The sequence below is a fragment of the Trichocoleus sp. DQ-U1 genome (assembly GCF_039961925.1).
Classification (GTDB): Bacteria; Cyanobacteriota; Cyanobacteriia; order Cyanobacteriales; family FACHB-T130; genus FACHB-T130.
This window is the reverse complement of record NZ_JAMPKB010000009.1, coordinates 105,417-126,919: the sequence shown is the minus strand read 5'-3', so window position 1 is coordinate 126,919 and position 21,503 is coordinate 105,417. Positions and strand designations below refer to the sequence as shown.

Here is a 21,503-nt window from a genome sequence, read left to right as displayed (position 1 = left end):
ATCTGATGCAGCAAGTGTTCAATCTGCTTCAACGCAATCGGCAAGGGCTTAGTCCGCCCATTCTCCCAACGATTAACGCTCTGAAATGAAACCCCTAGCTTCTGTGCAAACTTGGTTTGTGAGAGTTCCAGACGTTGCCGCGTTTCCCGCACGAGAGAGGTTAGGTCGGACTGGTCAATTACAGGCATGAAGCACAAGCCATCAAGTACATTCTCACCAACTATACCAAGTGTTATAAATAGTGTTCTACTATCGATAGGCAGAACCTTTGCAATACAATCGGGTCAAGAATTGATAAACAGCTCAGTTAAATAACTCTTTTCTACTCCCTCATCGAACCTATTTTTAAAAGTCAGAAAACTTTGGCTGATCAATTACTCTTTCAATGTTGAAGATAAGAGGACTTTTTTTGATGAATAACCTATCTCATGAGTCGGTTAAGTGGATGACGGGAAAATTAGGCATTGACAAGTAGTGACCCTGATGCAAGATTCAAGAGAACTTAAACGGGATAAAATCTCTTCTTTTCCTAGCCGTACTCCTAGCTACAACCATCTGGATCTGAACTTTGACTTTGAGGCGATTATTCTCATTTCGTCCCAATTGGGACGGGTCTCCGGGAAATCCCAATGGTGTAATCGCGCTATTGGAGTTTATTTTTGATTCGGCAGCGCTTCTCGTGAATCCCGCACAATTCTCATCACGGTGTTTTTTGAAAGCCCCAGTGACTCGGCAACTTTCCGGTAGGACAGTCCTTGCTGTATTAGCTCCAGCACCTTTGATTCTTTTTCTCGAACTAGAGCCGGAATGTACCCCGGTTGTCTACCGAACTTTTGACCTCTCGATTTAGCCGCTGCCATGCCCGACCGTACTCGCTCTTTGATTAGGTCGCGTTCAAATTCTGCCAGCCCTGACATCAAGGTTGCGATTAACTTTCCTTGTGGTGTGGACAGGTCAAATTCCAATCCAGTCTGAGCGATGAGCGACACTTTTCGACTTTGTAATTCTTGCAGTGTAGTAATTAGGTCGATAGTGCTGCGCCCCCATCTGGTTAGCTCGGTTACGAGAATTGCGTCAATTTTTCGTGCCTGTGCTAATGCCAAAACTTTCCTTCGTTCTGGTCGGTCGTCTTTTGAGCCTGATGCAGATTCTCTAAAAATCTTGACCACTTCAAAACCTGCTCGTGCCGCATAAGCGAGTAAATCTTTTTCTTGGCGATCGCAATCTTGTTCGCCTGTACTCACTCGGCAGTAAATGACTGATTTTCGTAGTTTGATCTGTCCCATTTAAGGCTCATAAAATCTAGCGGCTGAAATCCTTATCCCAGCGTTTTTTTAATGCTTAATTAATTGTCCCATTTAGGGAAGTCTTTTATTGAGACAAACTACTTAGTCAAGTAGCTGTTTTAATTAAATGTTTAGTTAAGTGTCTAGACAATCGGCTAGTGATTAAATGAGATGAACCGCTGTAGCGTGTATCAATCGTTTGTACTTGCGTCTGAAATTAAAAGAGATAGCTGCCCCAGTTCCAATTGGGACGTAATAAGTCTTTGTTGCTATCGCTCTTTTCAAATTAATTTTTGGTTGGGCAGGTATCTAAATTACTGAGCGTTGGTGTGATTAAAAAGTGCGATCGCTCACCCGCTATCATCCACCCATCCGCGCCGGGAGCAATCCCAATGTACTGAGGGCGGTTTTTTCATCTTAAAGAGCATCTCACAGCAGGGACATCTGCCAGTAAACATCGAGTAATAATCCAGTAGTTTTAGCTTTAATAGAGACGATTGTTGCGGTGACTTTGACCGAGTTTAAGAGTTATGTAAATACACGGAGGTTTCAGAAAACCTCTAATAAAATAGCAGCACTAAGGTGTAAAGCTAACGCAGCAAACGGCAAAGAGAACCCAATAACAATCCGAAAAATCACGTTAGGTGGAGTTCATGAGCGAAAAAGTCGAAGCCCAAGTAAAAACCTCATCAACACCGACTACTACCACCACCCAGGCTCAGCCACAATTTCAGCAACGCTCATTTTTATCTGAAGTAGAACCAGTCGCAACCGAGCAATTCGGTGAGCAACCTGACTTACAAACACAACTAGATAGAGCTACTCGTTTTGGTCATCACTTCGCTCAGGTGAAAGTCTATGGCGATCTCCCCCAAGTTATTCAACCCAAACTTACAATCGGGCCGCCAAGGGATAAATATGAGCAGGAAGCTGATCAAGTAGCCGCACAGGTGATGGCAATGCCTACCCCAGATAGCCAATCATCTGTTCAACGTCAACCCAGTGAAGAATCAAAGTCGCCTTTAACTGCCTCTATACTCCGTGCTGCTCAACGTCAGGAACCACAGCAGCCAATTCAAAGAAAATCTTTATTGCAAAGAAGAGTTCAATCAGATGGGAGTCATGAAGCGAGTAGTGAGATTGAAACTCATCTGAATAAAAGTAAAGGTGGCGGAAGTCCTTTACTTAATGAAGTACGCTCCTTCATGGAACCCCGATTTGGTACTGATTTTAGCTTAGTGCGAGTGCATACGGGTGGTGAAGCGGTGCAGATGAATCGGGAGTTGGGCGCTCAGGCTTTTACTCATGGGAGTGATGTTTACTTTGGGGCAGGGAAGTCTCCGGGGAATAATGAGTTGACGGCGCATGAGTTGACTCATGTGGTGCAGCAAGTGGGCACCACAGTAAACGGCACTGCGCCAGCGGCAATCCATCGCAAGGAGGTAAGATATGACAGTAATATTCGGGGCAAGCAGGACTGGACTACCACAGACCGCCAGAACAACACACAGCGATGGAAAGATGCCTGCTTGACCAACCTCAACGCTGTCGATTCGAGTCAGTACGTGAAGGTTGTAGAGCGGCGCGACTTCTACAAGTGGTTCTACGAATACACCGCTTCCCTAGGCTATACCACGCGCTGGGCGCTCGCCGCATATGTAGTCGCAAACGGCGCGCACCAGATCGCGGACATGGATGCGGAACACTTGATAGCCAACGACGCGCTTGGCATGGCCAACGTCGAGTTGCAGGGTATCATGCGCGAGGGCAACCAGGTCATCTTCGATAATGTGCTACCCAAACTGAAGAAGTTGCTTGACGGTGGTTCACTTAAGGGTAGGGCGGCGCTCAATTGGGATATACAGGTTCTTGCTGAGGAGCAGACCCTAATCCAGCCCATGTACAGTAGGATGTCGAAAGAGTCAGTGGAGCAGCTTAACTACCTTGCTCGTAAGAAGAGATTTGCCGGACTTGGCGCATGGTGGACTGGCGAGGACAAGTTATCCAAAGGCCCTTACAACAATTCCGGCACCGTTCCAAGTTTCGATCAACCCAACATCCAAGACATTGGCGATCGCTGGAAATATGGCATGAACCTCGGAAATATTTTCACACCTCGCGGTTCCGGCTTTGACCCAAACAAGGACACCATGCCGACTGTGGGCATCGGCTACCAGGACGGCAGTGAGTTCGCTAAGGTTGATACACGTGCCAACCTCCATCAGCTCGACGCATGGCTCAACCCAAACCGCTTGTCTCGTGTTGGCTCCGGGTCAGATATTCAGGCAATCATCAACAAGCTCAGCACCTTCGAGAAGCAGCAAGTCTTATCTGACCACAGCCCAGACGGTTGGGCTTATTCCACGCAGTTTGCCCAGTTCAGTTTTATCACCGAGGCAATGGTGAAACAGGCGCTGCCGTCTGAACCGTCCTTTGCAGGTGCGGTAGCCGCTTTCCTTGCACGCTACAAGGCGGAGCGCACTCAAGTCGAAATGAAGTACCCAATCCCTATGTATTTTCCAATGGGGATGTAATTAACCTTTTGATAAACCGAGTTAACTATTTAGTCTCTAACACCCTTCTCTTTTCCACGAACAATCGCGCCAATTGGCACTTAACTTTTTATCTACGCTCGTCTACCCATTTCTGTAGCAGTTCCTCCACCAACCGACTCACGTCGATAGCGCTCCGTTGTCGTTTCGATTTCCGCTCTTTCAATAATTCTGTTTGTACTTCCAAGAGCAGATCCAGCGGGATGTAAGCAGATATTTGAGTGTAATCAGGATTACTTCTCCGTCCTCTGGGTCTGCCAGCTTTCCGAGGTTCAACTGCTTCCGGTGCTGGTTCTATAGGAGCTGGTTCTATAAAAGTTTCTTCCGGTTGGTCATCCTTGCCACGAGCTTGGCTAAGTAGGGATTTGAACATCGATTCGTCTTTACCTTTTTTTGGAGTCATTTCAGAATCTCCTTGCCCATTGCGACATATCCTTTCCAACCATCTAAAGCGCGTGGGTCGGGATAATCTTTAACGGTGACGCCGAGTAAAGGCGATCGCTCAAAGGCAACTAATCTTTTGATTTCAGCTTTGAATATTGGCAGTTTTAAATCTTCCAAAGATTGTCGAGCATCTTTAGCGGCAGCGGAGCGAGCTGGAATCTGGGTCAGTAAGATTTTGAATTTAGCTCCCAGTGGCTGCAAAACTTCGACTGTCTGTGCCAGGGCATCTAAATCCAATCCTCGTGGAGTTGTCGGCAGTACGAGCAAGTCGCATCCATCGGCTAATTCTTCAAAGTCTTCAGGGGAGGGGCGAGCCTGTGTATCTATAACAATGTGGGTATAGTCTTTGATATATTTGGGTGCTGCTGTTTCCGAGACGACTTTGAAGGAAAGTTTGTCAGGTCGTGCCCAGGTCAGCGCTGAGCGATTTTTATCTGCATCAATAAGCAAGGTTGGCGCTTTGGTTTGAAGATAAGCTGCCAGATGAATAGCCGTAGTGGTTTTTGAGCAACCACCCTTGAGGGATGCGATTGCAATAATCATGATGTTTTCAGAGGTGCTTCTACAAGCCTAGCTGAAACTATATTCCGCTGGAATAACAGTATTATGCGTATGCAAAATTATATATTTTTAAGTATTGAATAACCTTTGAGTATGCCAGAATGAGGGAGTTGGACTCCGCCTAATTGGACTCTTTTCGGTGGAGTTACTCTCAGCGGCTAACGGATTCATGAGCGTTTCACTGTTGCTGGATTCGCCCAACCAAATACTGTTTTAGGTAGAGTTGCTATGAGAACCCAAGCCGCTGATTAAGTAAGCCCGACCGGACAATGAACGAGATTATTTAGCCCCGAGAAGCACTGCAACAATAGTAATCGCGTTTCGGAGGCTTACAAGGGCGGCAAATATCAGCACTACGCGAACCGGATAGATTGTTATTCACATTTTTTGGACTTCAAGCTTTCCTCTGATACTGACCAGGGTTTTTTAAAGTAAAAGCTTTTCGGGGTAATGTTTTGCAGAGTTCGTCATAGTTCTGTTTGTCAGTTAACTTCCATGAGTCTACCTTCACCCGTATCGGATACGCGACGCTTCCTTTGCTCTTCCGCACTCAATAGGAGTCAGCCCAGATGCAGCGATTTTTAGCTGATGAGAGTTGTAATCGTGAGATTTTTCTGGGTGAAAGCTTTACTCATCAAAGGTTTTAACGATTTAAATGTCTTGAATTCTACAGAAAAGAGAGATTGAAACATTCGCTCAGCAAAGGTTCTAGCCTTAAAGTTGTTTTTGCCGCGTTTGCTAAACAACCGGATTCAATGCGGTCATCGAGAGCGTTTTGCCGTTTTGCCTTCTGAGTCATTTCCTCCTTAAGTAGGATGAAGTACAGGAGCCAGGAGCAAATCCTTAAACTACAGATGTATAAGTTCAGTTCCCACAGAATCGATCGCTCAATGCTCACCCCTAAACCATTCATCCGTTACTCCCAAACTTTAGAAGTCAAGCAACCCGACGAGGAGCGGCTGATTCGCGAAATCGTTGATTCCGTTGCCCGGCAGGGGCAGAAGGTGTTTGATAAACATCGCCATGCCATGCGGGGCGCTCATGCCAAGAGTCATGGCGGACTGAAGGGGGAACTGAGGATCTACGACAACTTGCCTGCCCATCTCGCGCAGGGATTGTTTTGCCAACCCCGCACTTATCCGGTGATGATTCGCTTCTCAACCGTTCCCGGTGACATCATGCCGGATGGTCTATCTTGCTTCCGCGGCATGGGCATCAAGGTTATTGGCGTGGCAGGACCGAAGCTCCTAGAGACGGAACCTGATGCTGTGACTCAGGACTTTTTGATGATTAACAGTCCGGTCTTTCCATCGGGCACTATTGCTCGCTTTCTCCCAGAGCAGTTGCTCCAGGAAAAGGTTGTGGTCAGTGCCCCAGAGGAAGCACAACAGCTATTCGGAACGGTTGCTCGAATGACCAATGCGATGACTCAGAAAGTAGGGATCAACCTCTATCCGAGCGCGTTAGGCCTCACCCAGCCCGAAACTCACATTCTGGGGGAAACCTACCATACCTCTGCTGCCCTGCGCTATGGAGATTACATTGCTAAATTGAGTATCACTCCCGTCTCCGCCAGCCTTCAGCCGCTCATTGGCAAACGCATTGATACACAGAACGCTTCTGTACTGCGAGATATAATCGTTGAGTTCTTCCGGCAACAGTCTGCCGAGTATGAACTCCGTGTCCAGCTTTGCACGAATCTAGAGACGATGCCGATCGAGGATGCGTCGATTGAGTGGTCAGAAGGGGAAAGTCCTTACCAGGCGATCGCCAAACTCACAATTGGGATGCAGGAGGCATACAGTCCTGCCCGGCAGGTGTACGTGGATGACGTCTTGTCGTTCAACGCCTGGCATTGTATTGCAGAGCATCAGCCGCTGGGATCGATTCAGCGTTTACGCAAGGAAGTCTATGAGGCGTCCAGTCGTTACCGTCATCAGATGAACCAGCAGCCCAACAGGGAACCACGAAGCATCGAGGAAATGCCGGACTAGGAAGCTGCTAGCGGTGTTAGATGCCTAAAACTCAGCACCAGCGATATATGAGAATCCGCTGCATTGGGCTTGTTAGGCAGGGATTATGCGATGGGTTTATAGGTAATCGCATTAGCTTGCATCAACAATCTTAAATTCAACTCAGGATCAAGTTCAGGTAGAAACCAGTACTCTAACGCTGGCAACCATGCTTCTTGCATTTGAAATAGTTTATCTAAAAACTTTTAATGTTTGGTCGTTGGATGAAACTCTGCAATACCCAATTTTCATTAAAACGTCTTATAACTCATTTATTAATTGTCTCACGAGACATAAATAAAAAGATGGGTTATAAGACACGGTATCAATGGGTTTCAGGCGCGTTGTACTAACTTTAAAAATGTATCTCATAAACGGTCGTCTTTAAGGCACAAGTTTTATGCCCTTAATTTTAATTGGAACCAAAATATAAAAAATACCCTGGCTCTAAAAGCCAGGGTTCCGAGTAGCATCGAAAAATTAATCACAGTTATATCACTGTATTCAATTCATATTTTAGGGGTCGCAGCTAGTTACGCTGAGTCCTATCAAAATTTAAGTACAACAACTTGGGGTGAGCGCATTCTTAGCAGTGGTTCGGGAGTTCTTCTCAATAAAACCAAAACCCTCGATTGGAGTTGATAGGGGATTTTCTTCCGAGTTGTCCTACATACATTTCTTAACTGGTGATCGCACTGGCGGAAGATCCGGCTCTACATTGTCATATATTACTTTCCCAACTGTAACCATCCCATCTACGACTTTTCCATGAGGCCTATTGCTTCAAAGCCATAAGTCAATCCGCAAATCGCACAGACCGCATTCTACCTTGCGGTGTTGCTCTTGAGAGGAGCGCGATCACACCCTTCAACAGCAGCCGGAGCAGTCTTGAAAAGATAAGCTGCAATCACTGCTAGATGAATCCCCACAATCCTTTTATAGTTTGTACCATGCATCCCACAGAACCAGACAGCGATCACTGTCTCAACTTCCTCCAACAGATAACAAATTTTATCATATTTATTAGCCCCAATAGTTTCACCCAACAGCATGAGCAAGATGGGGGAAGGTAAATAGCTTTGCAGCCGAATATGCTGGTGATCGAATACTAAATAAGTTATGAGTAGGCGTAAGAAATTCAGAAAATTACTGATTGCTCAAAACTGATTAGTGAAACAGCTTCAATTTTAACCTTCTAGCAACAATGAAATTTCTAACTAAGAGCAGTTTATTGTTTCTGATGCCTTTAGCGATCGCAGGAATTCCCCTCATCCAACCCCTATTGATCTCCCAACCCCTTTACGCTCAGTCTATTCGATTAAATATTCGTCAAGAGGGGCGATTGAACCAAGGAAGCCACCAAACTTACGAATTTCGTGCTGAATTCAATCAATTTGTTACCATCTCCTTAAATAGTCGCCAGTTCGATTCTTACTTGGAACTCTACGATCCAGATGGTCGTTTAATTGCTGAGAATGATAATGCTAATGGGACAAACTCTCAAATTCGGGTAAATCTTCCTACAACTGGAGTTTATACGGTTGTTGTCAAAGGAGCAAGAAATTCCGCACGGGGAAACTATACCCTAGCAATTCAGGAAAATGGGGGGCAAACCCCGGTTGAGCCTCGTCTTCCTCAACCACCTCGTAATTCTCAGGTGCGGGAGGGTGGATGGATTGGGCAAAGACAAATAAACCGTCATAATTTTTCCGGTCAAGCAGGTCAGACAGTAACAATTGCTGTTGAGAGTAACCAATTTAATCCCCTTGTTACAGTTTTCGATCCTGATGAATTTTCCGTTGCTTCTAATGGACTTTCTGCTCACAATTCTGATCCGAACCGCTTTAGCTTTAAGCTCCCAAAAACAGGAACCTATCAGATCCATGTGCAAGGCAAAGTGCAAAGCAATGGTTTGTTTGAAGCAGGAGAGTACACCTTGACTATTAATCGATCTTGATGAGTATTGCGAACAAGCTGTTGAAGACATTCCTTCATTAAATGTTGGCTGCACATCTAGAAATTCTTAGGACTTACGCAAGTGTCAAAAAAAATTTTTTTGTTTGTAGTAAGGGCTTTAACCCTTAGAAATGAGGGCTTGATTCCTCACTACGAACTGAAAATAATATACCAGTTGCGTAATTTAGATAAAAATATTGCCCACTTCAAGCCATGAATAAGTCAAAAATTTTCATCAGTATGCTGTTTAGCTTCCTCCTTTTAGGATGCACTCAAGCAGCACAACTACCCACCCAAAGGGAAACATTATCCCCACAAACCACTACTCAAGTTCCAGACGCTCAAACGTTAAAGCCTCTAACACCTGAACAAGCTGATGCGTTAATTGTGGCAACGATTCAGGCAATTAATGAGAAAGATGTTGACTTCTTTATTCCCTACTTGCTAGAGCGCGATCGTACCACTGAAAATGTGCAAGCAGCCCTCAACCATTATCAGACTTACTTTCAAGGGGGAAAAATTACTAATTTTGAACGCCTTAATATTGAACAACTCGGTCAAACAGGCAATCGAACTCCTATCCAACGCTTTAATTACCGCATCTATAACAGTAGTGGCATTAGCAAAGAAATTGCTGTTTATCAAGACCAAACTATTCGTTTGACCGAGCCATTTTTGCTCTATTCTTTTTACGCTAATCGTTTAGTAGAACGATATATGGGCGCAATTAAAAGCCAAGAAATTGAGCAATTAAGTCAAATTGTGAACATCGAGGAAGAATCGTTTAGTAAAGAAGAACTCAATGCAGTTCTAGCACAGTATAAAAATTTGTTCTCCTTAGATACTCTCAATTATGAATTGACAGGATTAAATTCAGAGCATCAGCATTTTATCTATACTCTTTCTAGAAAAAACGGGGGTAAGCATGAAATTAAAGTTATCTACGGTGATGGTTTAGTAAGTCTCCACGATAACTTTCTTCCTGCCAAAAACTAAAGCCCTTGCTCATTGCTATAGTTAACCACTAACCAATTTTTACCTGCGAGGGTAAATATTCAAGCGATCGCCATTCACTACAGGCGATCGCTTTATGGTTAACAGGTTGAAGACTTCAGACTATTTCCCCTAACAAGTCTTCTTTCTCTTAGTAGTGAGTAATCCTAATCCTGCTAATCCGAATAGAGTAACAGTTGTAGAAGGTTCTGGGATAGAAGTAGCAGGGGATACTTTGACAAACGTTATATCCTCTTGATTCATTCCATCAGGTAATGCACCCTGAAGTAGAGGAGAATTTATATTTTTGAGATACCGATCAAAGAAGGCACGATTATAAGCATTGGCAACTTGCGTACCTAATAAAGGATCGATAGAACCCAACTGTAACCTCTCTGGTGGAAAACCATTAGCTAAAAGAAGGGGCGAAAGGAGCGGATTATCCGAAAAATTACCGTGCCCCATGCCTCCAATTGCCACACTGTAACCATCATTTCTTAACCCTAGCGAGGCAAAAAATTCGTCTACATTATCGTAGTTGGCAGAATTATTGCGATCGGAAACAATCATATAAGCTTGGTCTAATCCTTCCGGAATGGCATGTTCAAAACCCAGGAATGGATCGCTATCCAAACTTAATCCTGCTTTAAAGCGAGAATCAGAACGCAGAACTTCAGGAACCGTGACACCCCCTATAGAATGCCCGTAGATCCCAACATTATCTAGATCTAAGATTCCTGCTAACAACCCTTTGGGGTCATTGGCATTGATTTGCTCTAGTTGATCCAATACAAAGCGAGCATCAGCCGCTCGGACATCAACTAGCTGTTTGCGAGTTTCCAACATCTTCTGGAAATCTTCTAAAGTTTCTGGGGGTGGATTAAAGCTGGGCAGCAAATCGAGATTTGCTTGAATAGCTTGCCCATCTGGAAATACTGTTACCAGCGATTCGTAGGTGTGGGACATGCCGACCACAACGTAGCCGTGACTGCTTAACTCCTCTGCTTGGGCTGTATACTGCTCTAGGAAACCTGTATCTCCCCCAGGAGACAAAAAGACAACTGGATAACGCGATTGAGCCGTTGCAACTGGGACTGCGGACAAAGCATGGGGACGAATTGAACTGAGAATATCCGGTTCAATACCTAACAATCCAGAAACAATCGGTATTCCAGCCTCTTCAAGGTAAGCCTTTGAACTTGCTCCTGGTAACGCTTGACCAGGATACCAAACTTGAACGGCTAACTGTCGATTGCCTGCTGCACCACTAGGGTCAAAAATTTCGGTGCGGTTGAAGTCGGTAAACTGGTAGGAAACTGTACCAACCGAAAATGCTCCTGTTAAATTAGGCAAATAAAAAGGTTGGGTACTACTGGTTGCTAAAGAACTTAACGAGTTGCTAGATAAAGTTACTGCTGTTGCGGCTTCTAAATTAACCCCCACAAGTGTTGCTGCTGCGGTTACAGCGACAAAACTCGAACACAACCATTTATTTTTCATCATTGTCAACTTACTAACTGTGAGATAGGACTGGAATTAGTATATAAGGCTAAATGAACACTATCTTTAGAAATAGATTATTGCACTACTCCATTTCAACCCATACAGTAACAGCCGTCACAGCGATTAACATTTCATCATTTTTATCATCTCCGATAGTGCACCAGTACAATAGTTCTAATATTGCAAGAAATTGCCATATATGGCAGAAAAGGGCGTGAAATCTAATCAAATAAAGCAAGAACAATAGAAACCCTTCTTGCCCACACCCAAACGCTAGTCTACACCTTGCTCAGTTTGATGCCGACGGCTTACCAACGCGATAGTCTGCAAGCGTTATTGGGACTGTTTCTGGAAGCCGAGGGACATCCCTTCCCCGAGTTCAGCTCTCGTTAAATCTGCTAGTGCCTTGAGTCGTTTTCTCAATGACTGCTTCATGCTTTATGGTGGTCACAATTAAAAGCCTTTTGACGTCAGTTCTCGCCTACCACTACCAAGATGGTTGATACACTAATTGCTACTGCACTCGATGAGCGTGAATATTAAGCACTTAAAAAACTGGTTTGCAAGCTGCTGCTACTGTGCTTCATAAACCTGGAATTCACTGTATTTCTTGCCCTTACCTTACCAAAAAATTTGACGCTTTTGGTAATAATCAGCTTGCATTCGGCGCAAATTTTGATAAATCTGTGAGCGCTCGCTCACAGATTTATTATTTGCTGCCAATTCATCTTCTCTGAGCTTCTGTTCATGTCTCTTCTGGTTTTTTAATTGAGCTTCGCGCTGTTTGTAAAAGTAAGTTTGAAGTGACATCAAATACATGACATTGACCGATTCCTTGGGTTGATACTCTTAATTTAAGATTTAACTCAAAGAATCTACATCCTACGGTTAGCTCACCTAGCTGGATGATTTTGTTAGGGATAGAGGATTAACCCTTTCACCCAATCGTACTAATAATACTTAGGCTTAAACTAATCCAGACCGCAATGCGACAACAGCCGCTTGAACTCGGTCATCTACGGCTAGTTTATTCATAATCCCTCGCACATAAGTTTTAATCGTGTTGGGACTCAAATATAATTCTTCAGCAATTTCGTTATTACTCTTTCCCTGAACAATTCGCTTTAAAACATCTATTTCTCGTGTAGAGAGATTACCAATGGCTGTACTCGGTGTAAAAGGTTTTAGATTAGTCAAAACCAGTTGAGCAATTTGGGGATCGAGGTAAGTTGCACCCTCAGAAGCCGCCGTGATCGCTATTAGCAATCTATCAATACTCGCGCCCTTAACACAATAAGCATCTGCACCCGCAGACAAAGAAGCTATGATTTCTGTTTCTAGCGTATGAGACGTTAAAATCACTACCCGTACCTCTGGAAGCGCATCTTTGATCTGTTGCGTGGCTGCAATACCATCTAGGCGAGGTAAACCGATGTCCATGACAACGAGATCGGGTTTCAGGCGTTTAGCCGCTTCTACACCCAAGTAGCCGTCTTCTGCTTGCTCGACTAACTCATACTGAGGATAATTTGCTAAAGCTTGCTCCAAGCCAAGCTGCATAAGAGGATCGTCTTCTACGATAATCATTCGTAGGGTAGAGAGAGGCGAGGCGCTTTCTGAAGCCATTGCAAAGATTTACGATGAGGACAATTTTAGACTACCATCCCAAAGGCAGAGTTGAATTCACCCACTTAGGGGAAGATTCATAGGTTTAATTGCAGCATTGTAAGGGTATAAGAGCATAAGCCATTATAAGCAAGCGGAGGCTATACACTCACCCGGTCTCTTCAGAGACTTTGGCAAACTTTTTTTTGATTAGCTAGATTTTAGCCGCCACGATTCCCCTCGCGGATATGAATATAAACAGCATTTTCTTGATTTCGACAATTCCCGATGTTGGACGTTATCCTTGCTTAGTTCTAGGTGGGTTTTTGTTCGCAGCAATTACTTTTTTAATTTTAGAACGGCGACAGACTGAACGACGAATAAAACAGTTTTGGGAACAAGAAACGAATTCTCAATTAGAAGATAAGATGAGTGAGCCAGGGAAATCATCGAATATTAAACTGGTTTGTTTGCAAGCTGTGACTCACGATCTGCGAACGTCAACGATGGGAATGTTAATGATTTTGAGGACATTACAACAGAGTTCCGGAGAAAAGATATCTCTTTCCAGGACAACACTAGAACGCATGATTGAAAGTAACGATCGCACTTTGACTTTAATTAATTCTGTTTCAGAAAAGTTAGATAGCGAACCTCGGCAAATTCCTCTCCAATGCCAACCTTTACTTTTACAACAAATATTAGAATCAATATTCATTAAGTACCAAGACAAATTGATGAGAAATAAAGTTAACTTAAATAATTTAATTATTAATAGACCTCTAGAAATAAATGCTGACCCGTCCCAAGTACAAAAAGTGGTAGAACAGCTATTATTAAATGCAATTAAACATAATCCTCCTGGAGTCAAAATCGATCTAAATGCCACTGTAGAGCAAGGAATGCTTCGATTTTCTATAACGGATAATGGCATTGGTATGGATCAAAAGCAACTCTTATCCCTATTTCATCTATATGCCCGTAACTTACATAACCCTCACTTAACGGGTATTGGTTTAGGCTCTTACCTCTGTCGTCAAATTATACAAGCACATGGAGGAGAAATTGGTGTAAGTAGTCAACCGAAAGCAGGAACAACAGTTTGGTTTACACTTCCTTTAGCCGCTTCAGATGTTTGTCATAAATAATTTAACATAAATTCAATATTTTCCATATTTTAAAGATTCCCCATTTAGGTGAACGAACTGGAGGAATCCTACCTTACTTAGAAAAGAGTAAGTTTAATTTATCTCCTAAATAAGTAATTTTTATGAATACTCTTCGACATTAGTGCCACGATTATAGGCTAAAAAGGGAAATGTCATTAGGCTTAAAACTGTGAGAAATTTTAAACCAAGTAAGTAGAATACTATTAGATTGGTTGAGTAACCCTTTAGAACCACGTGTCTTGCAAACTCAAGATAGAATTGGCAATATTAGCTGGCATATTTACGATCCTGTCACGGCGAGGTCTCGTCATTTAAATTTTGAGGAAGAAGTGCGGATGTGGCTTGATGAACAATACTATCGTCACTAATTGATAAATTGAGAAGATTAAGTCAAATGAATACTGATTTTGAATATGGAAACGTTAATAATCCATATGAAGTCGAACGTTTAGGATAGCTTCTAGGTCAAGGCTTTTATACAGGTTTATTTACGCCTCAACAACTACAAAATTCTGGTCAACTAGAGGTAACGGAAAAAGCTTTACAACTGGCAACACAATTTTTTTCCTTACCTACTCCAGTTTTATCAGATTTCTTTTAATTAGGTCATGCAACCAACAGTGTAAACCAGAAAGTTGTTCCCTCCCCCGGTAAACTATTGATCCCAATATCGCCCCCATGTGACTTAATAATTTGTCTGCACAAATACAACCCTAACCCTATTCCTGTAGAAGCACGGCTTTGACTTCCCCGATAATAGAGGTCAAACAAATGTTCTTGTTGTTCAAGATTGATACCTATTCCATCATCCGCTACGGTACAGCGAATGCGATTTGCTTCAGAAGTAGCATTCACTGTCACCGTCACCCCGGGTGGATTATACTTAAACGCATTCGTAATCAAATTCTCAAATACTCGTCTTAATTGCACTACATCGGCATTCACCAAGGGGAAGTCAATATTAACTAAATTAATTAATGTTGCTTTATATTTATTGGCTAAAGGCTCTAAATCAGCGATCACCTCTTGGATAAATTCACAAAGCGCTAACGGCTGACAATATAAAACGATTCCCGAAACTTCACTAGAATGAGCTTCTAGGAGGGCATTAATTAAATTGAGTTGTTTTTCACTTCCCTCCTGTAAGCGTTTTAAAATGGAACGAGATACAATCAAAGTTTCACCATCTTGATTTAAAAAGTTATTTAAGACTAAAGATGTTCCCATAATCGGCGTTCGTAAATCATGGGAAAAAGCGTGTAAAAACACATCCTTAATTCGATAAAGTTCTTGCAATTCCTGCACTTTATGATACAATTCTTCCGTGCGCTTTTGAACCAAGCCTTCTAAATCTGTATTCAGGGATTGAACTTGTTGATAAAGCTGTGCCTGTTGAATAGCGATCGCTAGTTGATTTGCAAGTTTCTTAACGAAATCAATTTCATTATCTTCCCAGAGCCGAACGCGATTGCATTGGTTCGCTACTAAATGACCAAAAATTTGTTCTCCCACTACAATCGGAACAGCCAAGAACGAGCGCACTTGATAGTCTAGGAAATCTTGTCTAATCTCCGGGGGGAGTTCTAGCTGAGTGACATCACCAAAAGCATAAGCTCTCTCAATAATAAAATATTCTAAAATTTCCTTAATATGAGCTTCATTGCGAGGTTTCCAAGCTAACAGAGAACTACAATCATCCGTTACAGATTCAGCAACAATTTGTCCTTGGACTTGGCGATCGAACTGCACAATATAGACGCGATTAACTTGTAAAAACTGACGAACTTCTTTAACAGTCGTTTCAAGAATTTCTTGCAAATTCAAAGACTGACGAATTCTTGCCGCCATTTCTCCAAGTAGTTTTTCTCGTTGTGCAGCTCGTAATACCTCTAGTTCAGTACGTTTGCGTTCCGTAATATCAGTCGTGACAGAAAGAACACAAGGCTCACCATTGATGATAACAACTTCTGCCGAAAATAAACCAACAACGATTGTGCCGGATTTATGGCGAAATTGGTACTCATAACCGTTAACTGAACCTTGTCTTTGTAAAATTTGATAAACTTTAGCACGCTCTGCTGGATTCACCCAAGGATTAAACTTAGCTTGTTCAATAACTTCTTCTTGGGTGTAACCTGTAGCATCCAAAAAACTTTTATTAATATCAATAAAACAACCATCCTTGAGCCTAGTAATGGTCATGGCATCGGGACTGCATCGAAACGCTTTAGCAAATTTCTCTTCTGACTCTTTTAGGGCTGACTCTCCCTGTTTGCGTTCCGTAATATCTAGAACATATCCTTCATAATGAGTCACAACTCCTGACGAATTTCGCACCACAACACTATAGTCATGCACCCAGCGAACTTCGCCATTTGCACAAACAATGCGATAGTCCTGTCGATAAGTATTAATTCTTGCTGACTCATAGGCTTCAATCTCAGCTACAATGCTAGCAACGTCATCAGGATGAAGAACCTGGCTATAATTAATCCTGCCACTTAAAAAATCTTCTGCTTCATATCCCCATTGCCTGACATTAGGAGAAACATATTCCACAGACCAAGGTTCTTGTGCAACCCAACGAAAAATGGTGACAGGACCGTTTGTAAATAATCTTTCCTGTAGTTGTGCCAGAATTCGACTTTGGGGGTGATTCGCACCATTGAGTTCAATTTCTAACATAAATTCAAAATCGGTGCTGAAAATGATAATCTTTTCACCCCTTGGGGTGAACGAGGAGGATGAAGCCAGAGACAGTTTTCCAGCTTATTTTGTTTGTATCACCTTTTGAGCTAATTAGTGGTTAGGGGGATTACAAATATGTATCTTTATAATCGTTTTACTCTCCCACGCTTACTGGATAAAACAATGTTTCGTCCAGTTTTGGCAGAACAACGTCATTCTCTCCTTGAGGCGGCGGGGGGTAAAGTGCTTGAAATTGGGTTCGGAACGGGGAAAATCTTCCCCATTATAATCGCGCTCACGTCACCAATTTATCTATTTTCAACAAAAGACCTCATTTATGTACTCATACATGGGGATGAATATTGTCTTAAGCATCTGGTAAAAACCTAGGTGGCAATACCATCTCAACAAGGTAAATTGTGTTTGCGGGGCCGGGTGTCATATTAATCGATCGTCCCATGCGAGCACTCATGTAATCGGCTCAGCTTGGTCAAGGTGCAGTTGAGGGATTTTATCTGGCTCAAATTTCTCGTTTCGGTGGCTATATGACTCGCGCTATCTTAACTTCCCAAAAAACAACCCCCTAATGATTCGTCCTTATCATCAGCAAGATTTAGAAGCAATTTTAGAGATTTGGGAAGAATCTTCTAAAATTGCTCACTCTTTTCTCGATGAAGCCTTCTTCATCCAGGAACGTCAAGCTATTAGAGAGCAATATTTACCGATTGCTCAGACTTTTATTTTTGAGCAAAAAGGCGAAGTTTTGGGCTTTATCAGTTTAATCAATAATCTAATTGGTGGATTTTTTGTCAAGCCTTCAATGCAAGGTCAGGGAATTGGGCAAGCTCTGATGAATTATGCCGTTAAATTGCAGGGCAAGCTTGAAGTTGATGTGTTTGAGCTTAACCAAATTGGACGAAAGTTTTATCAGCAGTATGGTTTTATTCCTGTTGAAGAATCTCTTCATCCAGAATCGGGATTTATCTTAATACGAATGTCCCTCAAGTAAGCTACCGTTTGAGAACGGTAAAATTTTAAAATCATCGAAAGTAACGCTGAAGCCATCTCCTTGAGGTGCAGCACACATCAACCCAACGAAAACGGTTTCAGCGTCGGTGAGATAAGCCAATCGCAACAGGGTATAGGACTCACCATTAAGAGAATACTCCACCTCAACAGTTTCCGCCTGACGTTTTTAGCGTAACCAGACTGAGGTAGGATTATCCTGTAGAGGCACAACTGACCAATCAGAATAATCCCGCGTCACGACAACACTTGCCTGTTGTAAGCCGTTGATAAACTCTATCCTACACTTCAGCCAATTTCTTTCAGCCTCGCGTAGCATTAATCCAGCTTGGTCGTAAAGGGCAGAATACTTTTCGCTAATCTTTACTTGAACCTGACAGTTTCCTGAAATTTATCGGTAATAAAAGTGACCGTTATCACGAATAAACTTGTAGTGAGTTTGACGCCAAAAATCGGTTTTAGCTCCTGTTGTTATTTTGATGAAATTATTATTAGGAGTCCAAGCAGAAGGTTTATTGTACCATTGCATCCCTTCAAGCGATTCCATATTATTAAAATACTCCCCAAATAATGTGCCAAACAACATCCGTCCAAAAATGAAGGCTAACGGCAGCTAAAAAACCAAAGCTTTTGAAATAGTAAGCTGCTAAAAATGAGACAATCCCGTTTAACAATATAATTTCTATCATCAGAGCAATCGGAATTTCATGAATTGCCTGTAAATTAAACATTAGCATAACGGCAGGAAGGTGGGCTAGGGCAAAAGTGACAGCCGAAATAGTGCTGACAAACCAGAAAATGTTAGTTTTTGCTACTCCTTTTAACAAAATTTTGCTAATTAACCATGCTCCAAAGGGAATGAGAAACAGACGAAAAATAATTTCTTCGCCGATAGCAGCATTAATTGATACAACAACTGAGGTAGGGAAAGAAGGATGGCTGAATGCACCTAAATCGTGGAACTGTTGGAACATTAAATCAGCAACAATAAAAAATGCTCCTAGAATAATGCCAGCCAACGCCGGAATAACAAATCGTTGCCGATGAGAAACTCTACTATCCCACAGAGTCGGAATGGCTAACAAAAATGATAGCTTTAAACCAATAAATCCTAAGCCTCCATAAATAATCAGTGTGGCGATACCATTGGCTAATGCAATAACAAGTTTTGGGGGAGTACCTTGTGGCACTGCTGGAAGGAAACTCACTTGAGGAAGGAAAACGTTTACACCCGTTAGGACGGAAAGAAGGACAACTAAAGCCCAATAAATCTGAGTTGAGCGAGAGATTTTTGTAACCATTGCTTTGTTTTAGTTTTTAGAGCTAAAGAAATTATCTTGAAGGCTGACTAAACCATCACTATAAACAACTTGAATTTGATGCTTATTCCCATTATTTCCAGATAGGTCGTAAATCAAGTGCTGTCGTTCTGGGTTAAACCCGGTGAAGTGATAGTTGAGGGTGTCTCAGGAAAACAATTGTTTATACTGTGCTAGAAGTTTTTTGAGTTCTGCATGACTATATAATTTTTTTCAAAACTCAAAAAATGATTGAGTCGTTCAACTTTTGGGCTTTGAAGAACACTTATATATCCTTCGACTAAACGATTGGCATAAAATGAATAAGATAAGAAAGGATCGTTTAAGCGAATGCGGTTCTCTTGATAAACGGCTATGGGTTTGCTAATACCACTATTGTTGTAGATGCGGTAATTAAAGGATCGCACGGGGTAGCATTTCCGATTTTACCCAAATTTTCAATATTCAGACGTTCAAAACGAGTAATCTTTTTTCCTTAAAAGTAAGTTTCATAATGACTGAGAGCGGCTTGCACATTTTCTATGTTTCGATCTCGCTCTAGTAAGTAGGGGATAAAAAAAGTAGCATTTTTCTGCTTAATTGCGTTAATTGTTGAGCTAATTAACGCATCAGCTTCTTTAGGAGTGAGAGGTTCTGTGCTTTGAGCTTCTAGAAGTTTTGCTGCGGTTGGTTGCGGTAAGGTTTCCCTTGGGTTCGTGCATCCTAATAGTAAAACCCTGAAGAGAGTAGTAAAAAAGATTGTAGGTTTATTCATAATCAATTTTTCTAAGTTTTTTTGCTAAGTCACATCAACTTGTGTTACTAATCAATTTGACGCTTGCCAAATCTTGGTTTGAGGAGCAACGGCGACTAATAACTGTCCATCAAGACTAAATTGAACTCCAGGTAAACTAAAAGTTTCAGGAGCTTCAAAAACAATTTTTTGTTGTTGTATATCCCAGAGTTTAATTCCCATGAGGGGGACGGGATTTGAGGTGGGCATTAAGGCTTCTATTGCTAAGGTTTGCCCGTTGGGACTAAAGACAATTCGATTTATTGAAGGTTGGCTAAAATGAGGATTAGTAACGCCAATATTGGTTAAGATGTGTTCGAGTTTATTGGTTGGTAAGTTCCAGAATTTGATCGTGTTATCATTACTACTGCTGACCAGGCTCTTGCCATTGGGACTGAAAGCAAGAGACTGCACTTTATCTGTATGTCCTTTTAGAGTTAAAAACCGGGAGCCGGTGCGAAGATTCCAGAGTTTAATGCTATTATCTTTATCGCTAGTCGCTAAGAGTTGTCCGTTGGGGCTTAAGGCGATAGGGTGATATGACCCAGGAGAGCGATCACTATTAAATAGCGTCTTTTTTAGTTGCCCTGTCTGACTATTCCACAACTGTATTTTATTAGTGGTTGTTGCACTGACAAGGGTTTGTCCATCGGAACTCATGATTAAACGGTCAATAATACCGTTAGAAGGGTTGAGATTGAAAGTATGTAAGGGTTTCCCTGTTTGAAGATCCCACAGCTTAACGGTTTGGTCTGAACTACCGCTAGCAAGGAGTTGTCCATTTGGACTCAGTGCGATCGCATGAACAGCATAACGATGTCCCTGTAATGTCTGCGCGATTTGTCCAGTTTTGACATCCCAAACCTTAACCGTACCATTGGAAAGTCCGGCAATAATCTGGTTGTTATTCGGAGTAAATGCTACAGCATGAGCAATATCTCCAGCAATGTAAGTATTTCCTTCAACAGGTTCTTGTGCAAGATTTCTCTCTAACCAAAAGGCTTCTGTTGCTTTTCCTTGTATTAAAGTTGCAACTTTTTTTCCGGTTGGCAAATCCCACAAGGTGAGGGTACTGGTTCCACTTCCACAGGAACGCTCATAGTCATGGCTACTAATTGCCAAAAAGCGGCTATTGGGGCTAATTGCTTGGCTGACAGGGGAGAGTTTACAATTTCGACTATCAGAGGGATAAAGGCTGTATAAGTCGAGTTGATGTAATAGTTGTGCTTTGTTCCAAGTCTTTTGACGAGTATTTAATTGGCTAGACTGAGCCGAAACAGCTTGGATCAAGGGGATGCTTGCAATCGCTACAGTTATTAGAAGGGAAAAACCCGTCTTGGTGATAAATTTCATTATTTCTACGGGCAATTCGGATGTGGTACAAGCATATCTGCCCTTAAAGTACTCTAACTTCCCCCACCTCGCTCATCCTATTGGGTGAATCAATCTGTTAACTCAATTGGGTGAAGTTAACACAAATATTATTGCCTTACGATGTAGCCAGTTTATATCGCTGAAATATCGATTAACACTCTTAAGGACTATAAACATATTTTTTAAAAAGGAGAAAAACTTTTCATGAACCCTAAATATTTCGTTCTTTGTTTATCTCTGCTC

General features: G+C 42.2%; 17 protein-coding genes and 2 pseudogenes. 8 read left to right on the top strand and 11 right to left on the bottom strand.

Translation table 11 applies throughout. The features are described 5' to 3' along the window. Together NDI34_RS06155 and NDI34_RS06150 are read right to left on the bottom strand one after the other, a co-directional pair. Window positions 1-188 (bottom strand): helix-turn-helix transcriptional regulator (locus NDI34_RS06155; protein WP_348232162.1); only part of this gene is annotated, 188 nt, incomplete at its 3' end. Between the two features lie 465 nt (window positions 189-653). Then, window positions 654-1,286 carry a recombinase family protein gene (locus NDI34_RS06150; RefSeq protein WP_348232161.1) on the bottom strand — a complete coding sequence of 211 codons (633 nt, stop codon included), beginning with the start codon at window positions 1,284-1,286 and terminating at the stop codon, window positions 654-656. Window positions 1,287-1,939: 653 nt separating this feature from the next. Between NDI34_RS06150 and NDI34_RS06145 the strand changes: the two genes are divergently transcribed. Beyond that, window positions 1,940-3,820: a DUF4157 domain-containing protein gene (locus tag NDI34_RS06145; RefSeq protein ID WP_348232160.1), complete on the top strand. Its 1,881-nt coding sequence runs from the start codon at window positions 1,940-1,942 to the stop codon at window positions 3,818-3,820. Window positions 3,821-3,908: 88 nt separating this feature from the next. Here NDI34_RS06145 and NDI34_RS06140 read toward each other — a convergent pair whose 3' ends face one another. Next, the gene (locus NDI34_RS06140) at window positions 3,909-4,241 is read right to left on the bottom strand and encodes a hypothetical protein (protein ID WP_348232159.1); all 333 of its coding nucleotides are present in this window, start codon (window positions 4,239-4,241) and stop codon (window positions 3,909-3,911) included. Next, on the bottom strand, window positions 4,238-4,825 hold the full coding sequence (locus NDI34_RS06135) for a ParA family protein (RefSeq protein ID WP_348232158.1): 588 nt from the start codon (window positions 4,823-4,825) through the stop codon (window positions 4,238-4,240). The genes NDI34_RS06140 and NDI34_RS06135 overlap by 4 nt, the downstream gene beginning before the upstream one ends. 872 nt (window positions 4,826-5,697) lie before the next feature. Between NDI34_RS06135 and NDI34_RS06130 the strand changes: the two genes are divergently transcribed. The 3 genes from NDI34_RS06130 (at window position 5,698) to NDI34_RS06120 (ending at window position 9,807) form a co-directional block, all read left to right on the top strand. Further along, on the top strand, window positions 5,698-6,837 hold the full coding sequence (locus NDI34_RS06130; protein WP_348232136.1) for a catalase family protein: 1,140 nt from the start codon (window positions 5,698-5,700) through the stop codon (window positions 6,835-6,837). Window positions 6,838-8,059: 1,222 nt separating this feature from the next. Next, entirely contained in the window at window positions 8,060-8,812 is a 753-nt protein-coding gene (locus tag NDI34_RS06125; RefSeq protein WP_190430848.1) for a PPC domain-containing protein, read from the top strand. Between the two features lie 212 nt (window positions 8,813-9,024). Next, window positions 9,025-9,807 (top strand): hypothetical protein, encoded by a 783-nt coding sequence (locus NDI34_RS06120; protein ID WP_348232157.1) that lies wholly within the window; start codon window positions 9,025-9,027, stop codon window positions 9,805-9,807. Between the two features lie 129 nt (window positions 9,808-9,936). On the opposite strand, the gene NDI34_RS06115 is transcribed toward NDI34_RS06120, so the two are convergent. Next, the gene (locus NDI34_RS06115; protein ID WP_190430850.1) at window positions 9,937-11,307 is read right to left on the bottom strand and encodes a PEP-CTERM sorting domain-containing protein; all 1,371 of its coding nucleotides are present in this window, start codon (window positions 11,305-11,307) and stop codon (window positions 9,937-9,939) included. A 297-nt stretch (window positions 11,308-11,604) separates the two neighbouring features. On the opposite strand from NDI34_RS06115, the pseudogene NDI34_RS06110 reads away from it, so the two are divergent. Next, window positions 11,605-11,731 (top strand): annotated as a pseudogene (locus NDI34_RS06110) (IS701 family transposase); the annotation flags it as partial. A 542-nt stretch (window positions 11,732-12,273) separates the two neighbouring features. Here NDI34_RS06110 and NDI34_RS06105 read toward each other — a convergent pair. After that, window positions 12,274-12,933, bottom strand: coding sequence for a response regulator transcription factor (locus tag NDI34_RS06105; RefSeq protein WP_190430851.1), 660 nt, complete (start codon window positions 12,931-12,933; stop codon window positions 12,274-12,276). Window positions 12,934-13,160: 227 nt separating this feature from the next. Between NDI34_RS06105 and NDI34_RS06100 the strand changes: the two genes are divergently transcribed. Together NDI34_RS06100 and NDI34_RS06095 are read left to right on the top strand one after the other, a co-directional pair. Then, window positions 13,161-14,060 carry a HAMP domain-containing sensor histidine kinase gene (locus tag NDI34_RS06100; protein WP_190430852.1) on the top strand — a complete coding sequence of 300 codons (900 nt, stop codon included), beginning with the start codon at window positions 13,161-13,163 and terminating at the stop codon, window positions 14,058-14,060. A 260-nt stretch (window positions 14,061-14,320) separates the two neighbouring features. Further along, entirely contained in the window at window positions 14,321-14,449 is a 129-nt protein-coding gene (locus tag NDI34_RS06095) for a hypothetical protein (RefSeq protein ID WP_277879383.1), read from the top strand. Between the two features lie 238 nt (window positions 14,450-14,687). Here NDI34_RS06095 and NDI34_RS06090 read toward each other — a convergent pair whose 3' ends face one another. Further along, entirely contained in the window at window positions 14,688-16,766 is a 2,079-nt protein-coding gene (locus tag NDI34_RS06090; protein WP_348232156.1) for a PAS domain S-box protein, read from the bottom strand. A 589-nt stretch (window positions 16,767-17,355) separates the two neighbouring features. Between NDI34_RS06090 and NDI34_RS06085 the strand changes: the two genes are divergently transcribed. Beyond that, window positions 17,356-17,778: a GNAT family N-acetyltransferase gene (locus NDI34_RS06085; RefSeq protein WP_190430855.1), complete on the top strand. Its 423-nt coding sequence runs from the start codon at window positions 17,356-17,358 to the stop codon at window positions 17,776-17,778. Here the strand turns inward: NDI34_RS06085 and NDI34_RS06080 are convergent. The 4 genes and pseudogenes from NDI34_RS06080 to NDI34_RS06065 all read right to left on the bottom strand — a co-directional run bounded on the left by NDI34_RS06080 (window position 17,755) and on the right by NDI34_RS06065 (window position 21,239). Continuing rightward, window positions 17,755-18,324, bottom strand: a pseudogene (locus tag NDI34_RS06080) (DUF1349 domain-containing protein). The gene NDI34_RS06085 and the pseudogene NDI34_RS06080 overlap by 24 nt on opposite strands. Window positions 18,325-18,346: 22 nt before the next feature. Beyond that, complete coding sequence (locus NDI34_RS06075; protein WP_190430856.1) at window positions 18,347-19,096, bottom strand: CPBP family glutamic-type intramembrane protease; 750 nt, start codon at window positions 19,094-19,096, stop codon at window positions 18,347-18,349. A 493-nt stretch (window positions 19,097-19,589) separates the two neighbouring features. Next, entirely contained in the window at window positions 19,590-19,868 is a 279-nt protein-coding gene (locus tag NDI34_RS06070; protein ID WP_190430857.1) for a hypothetical protein, read from the bottom strand. A 51-nt stretch (window positions 19,869-19,919) separates the two neighbouring features. Then, window positions 19,920-21,239 (bottom strand): WD40 repeat domain-containing protein, encoded by a 1,320-nt coding sequence (locus NDI34_RS06065; protein ID WP_348232155.1) that lies wholly within the window; start codon window positions 21,237-21,239, stop codon window positions 19,920-19,922. Window positions 21,240-21,503 lie beyond the last annotated feature (264 nt).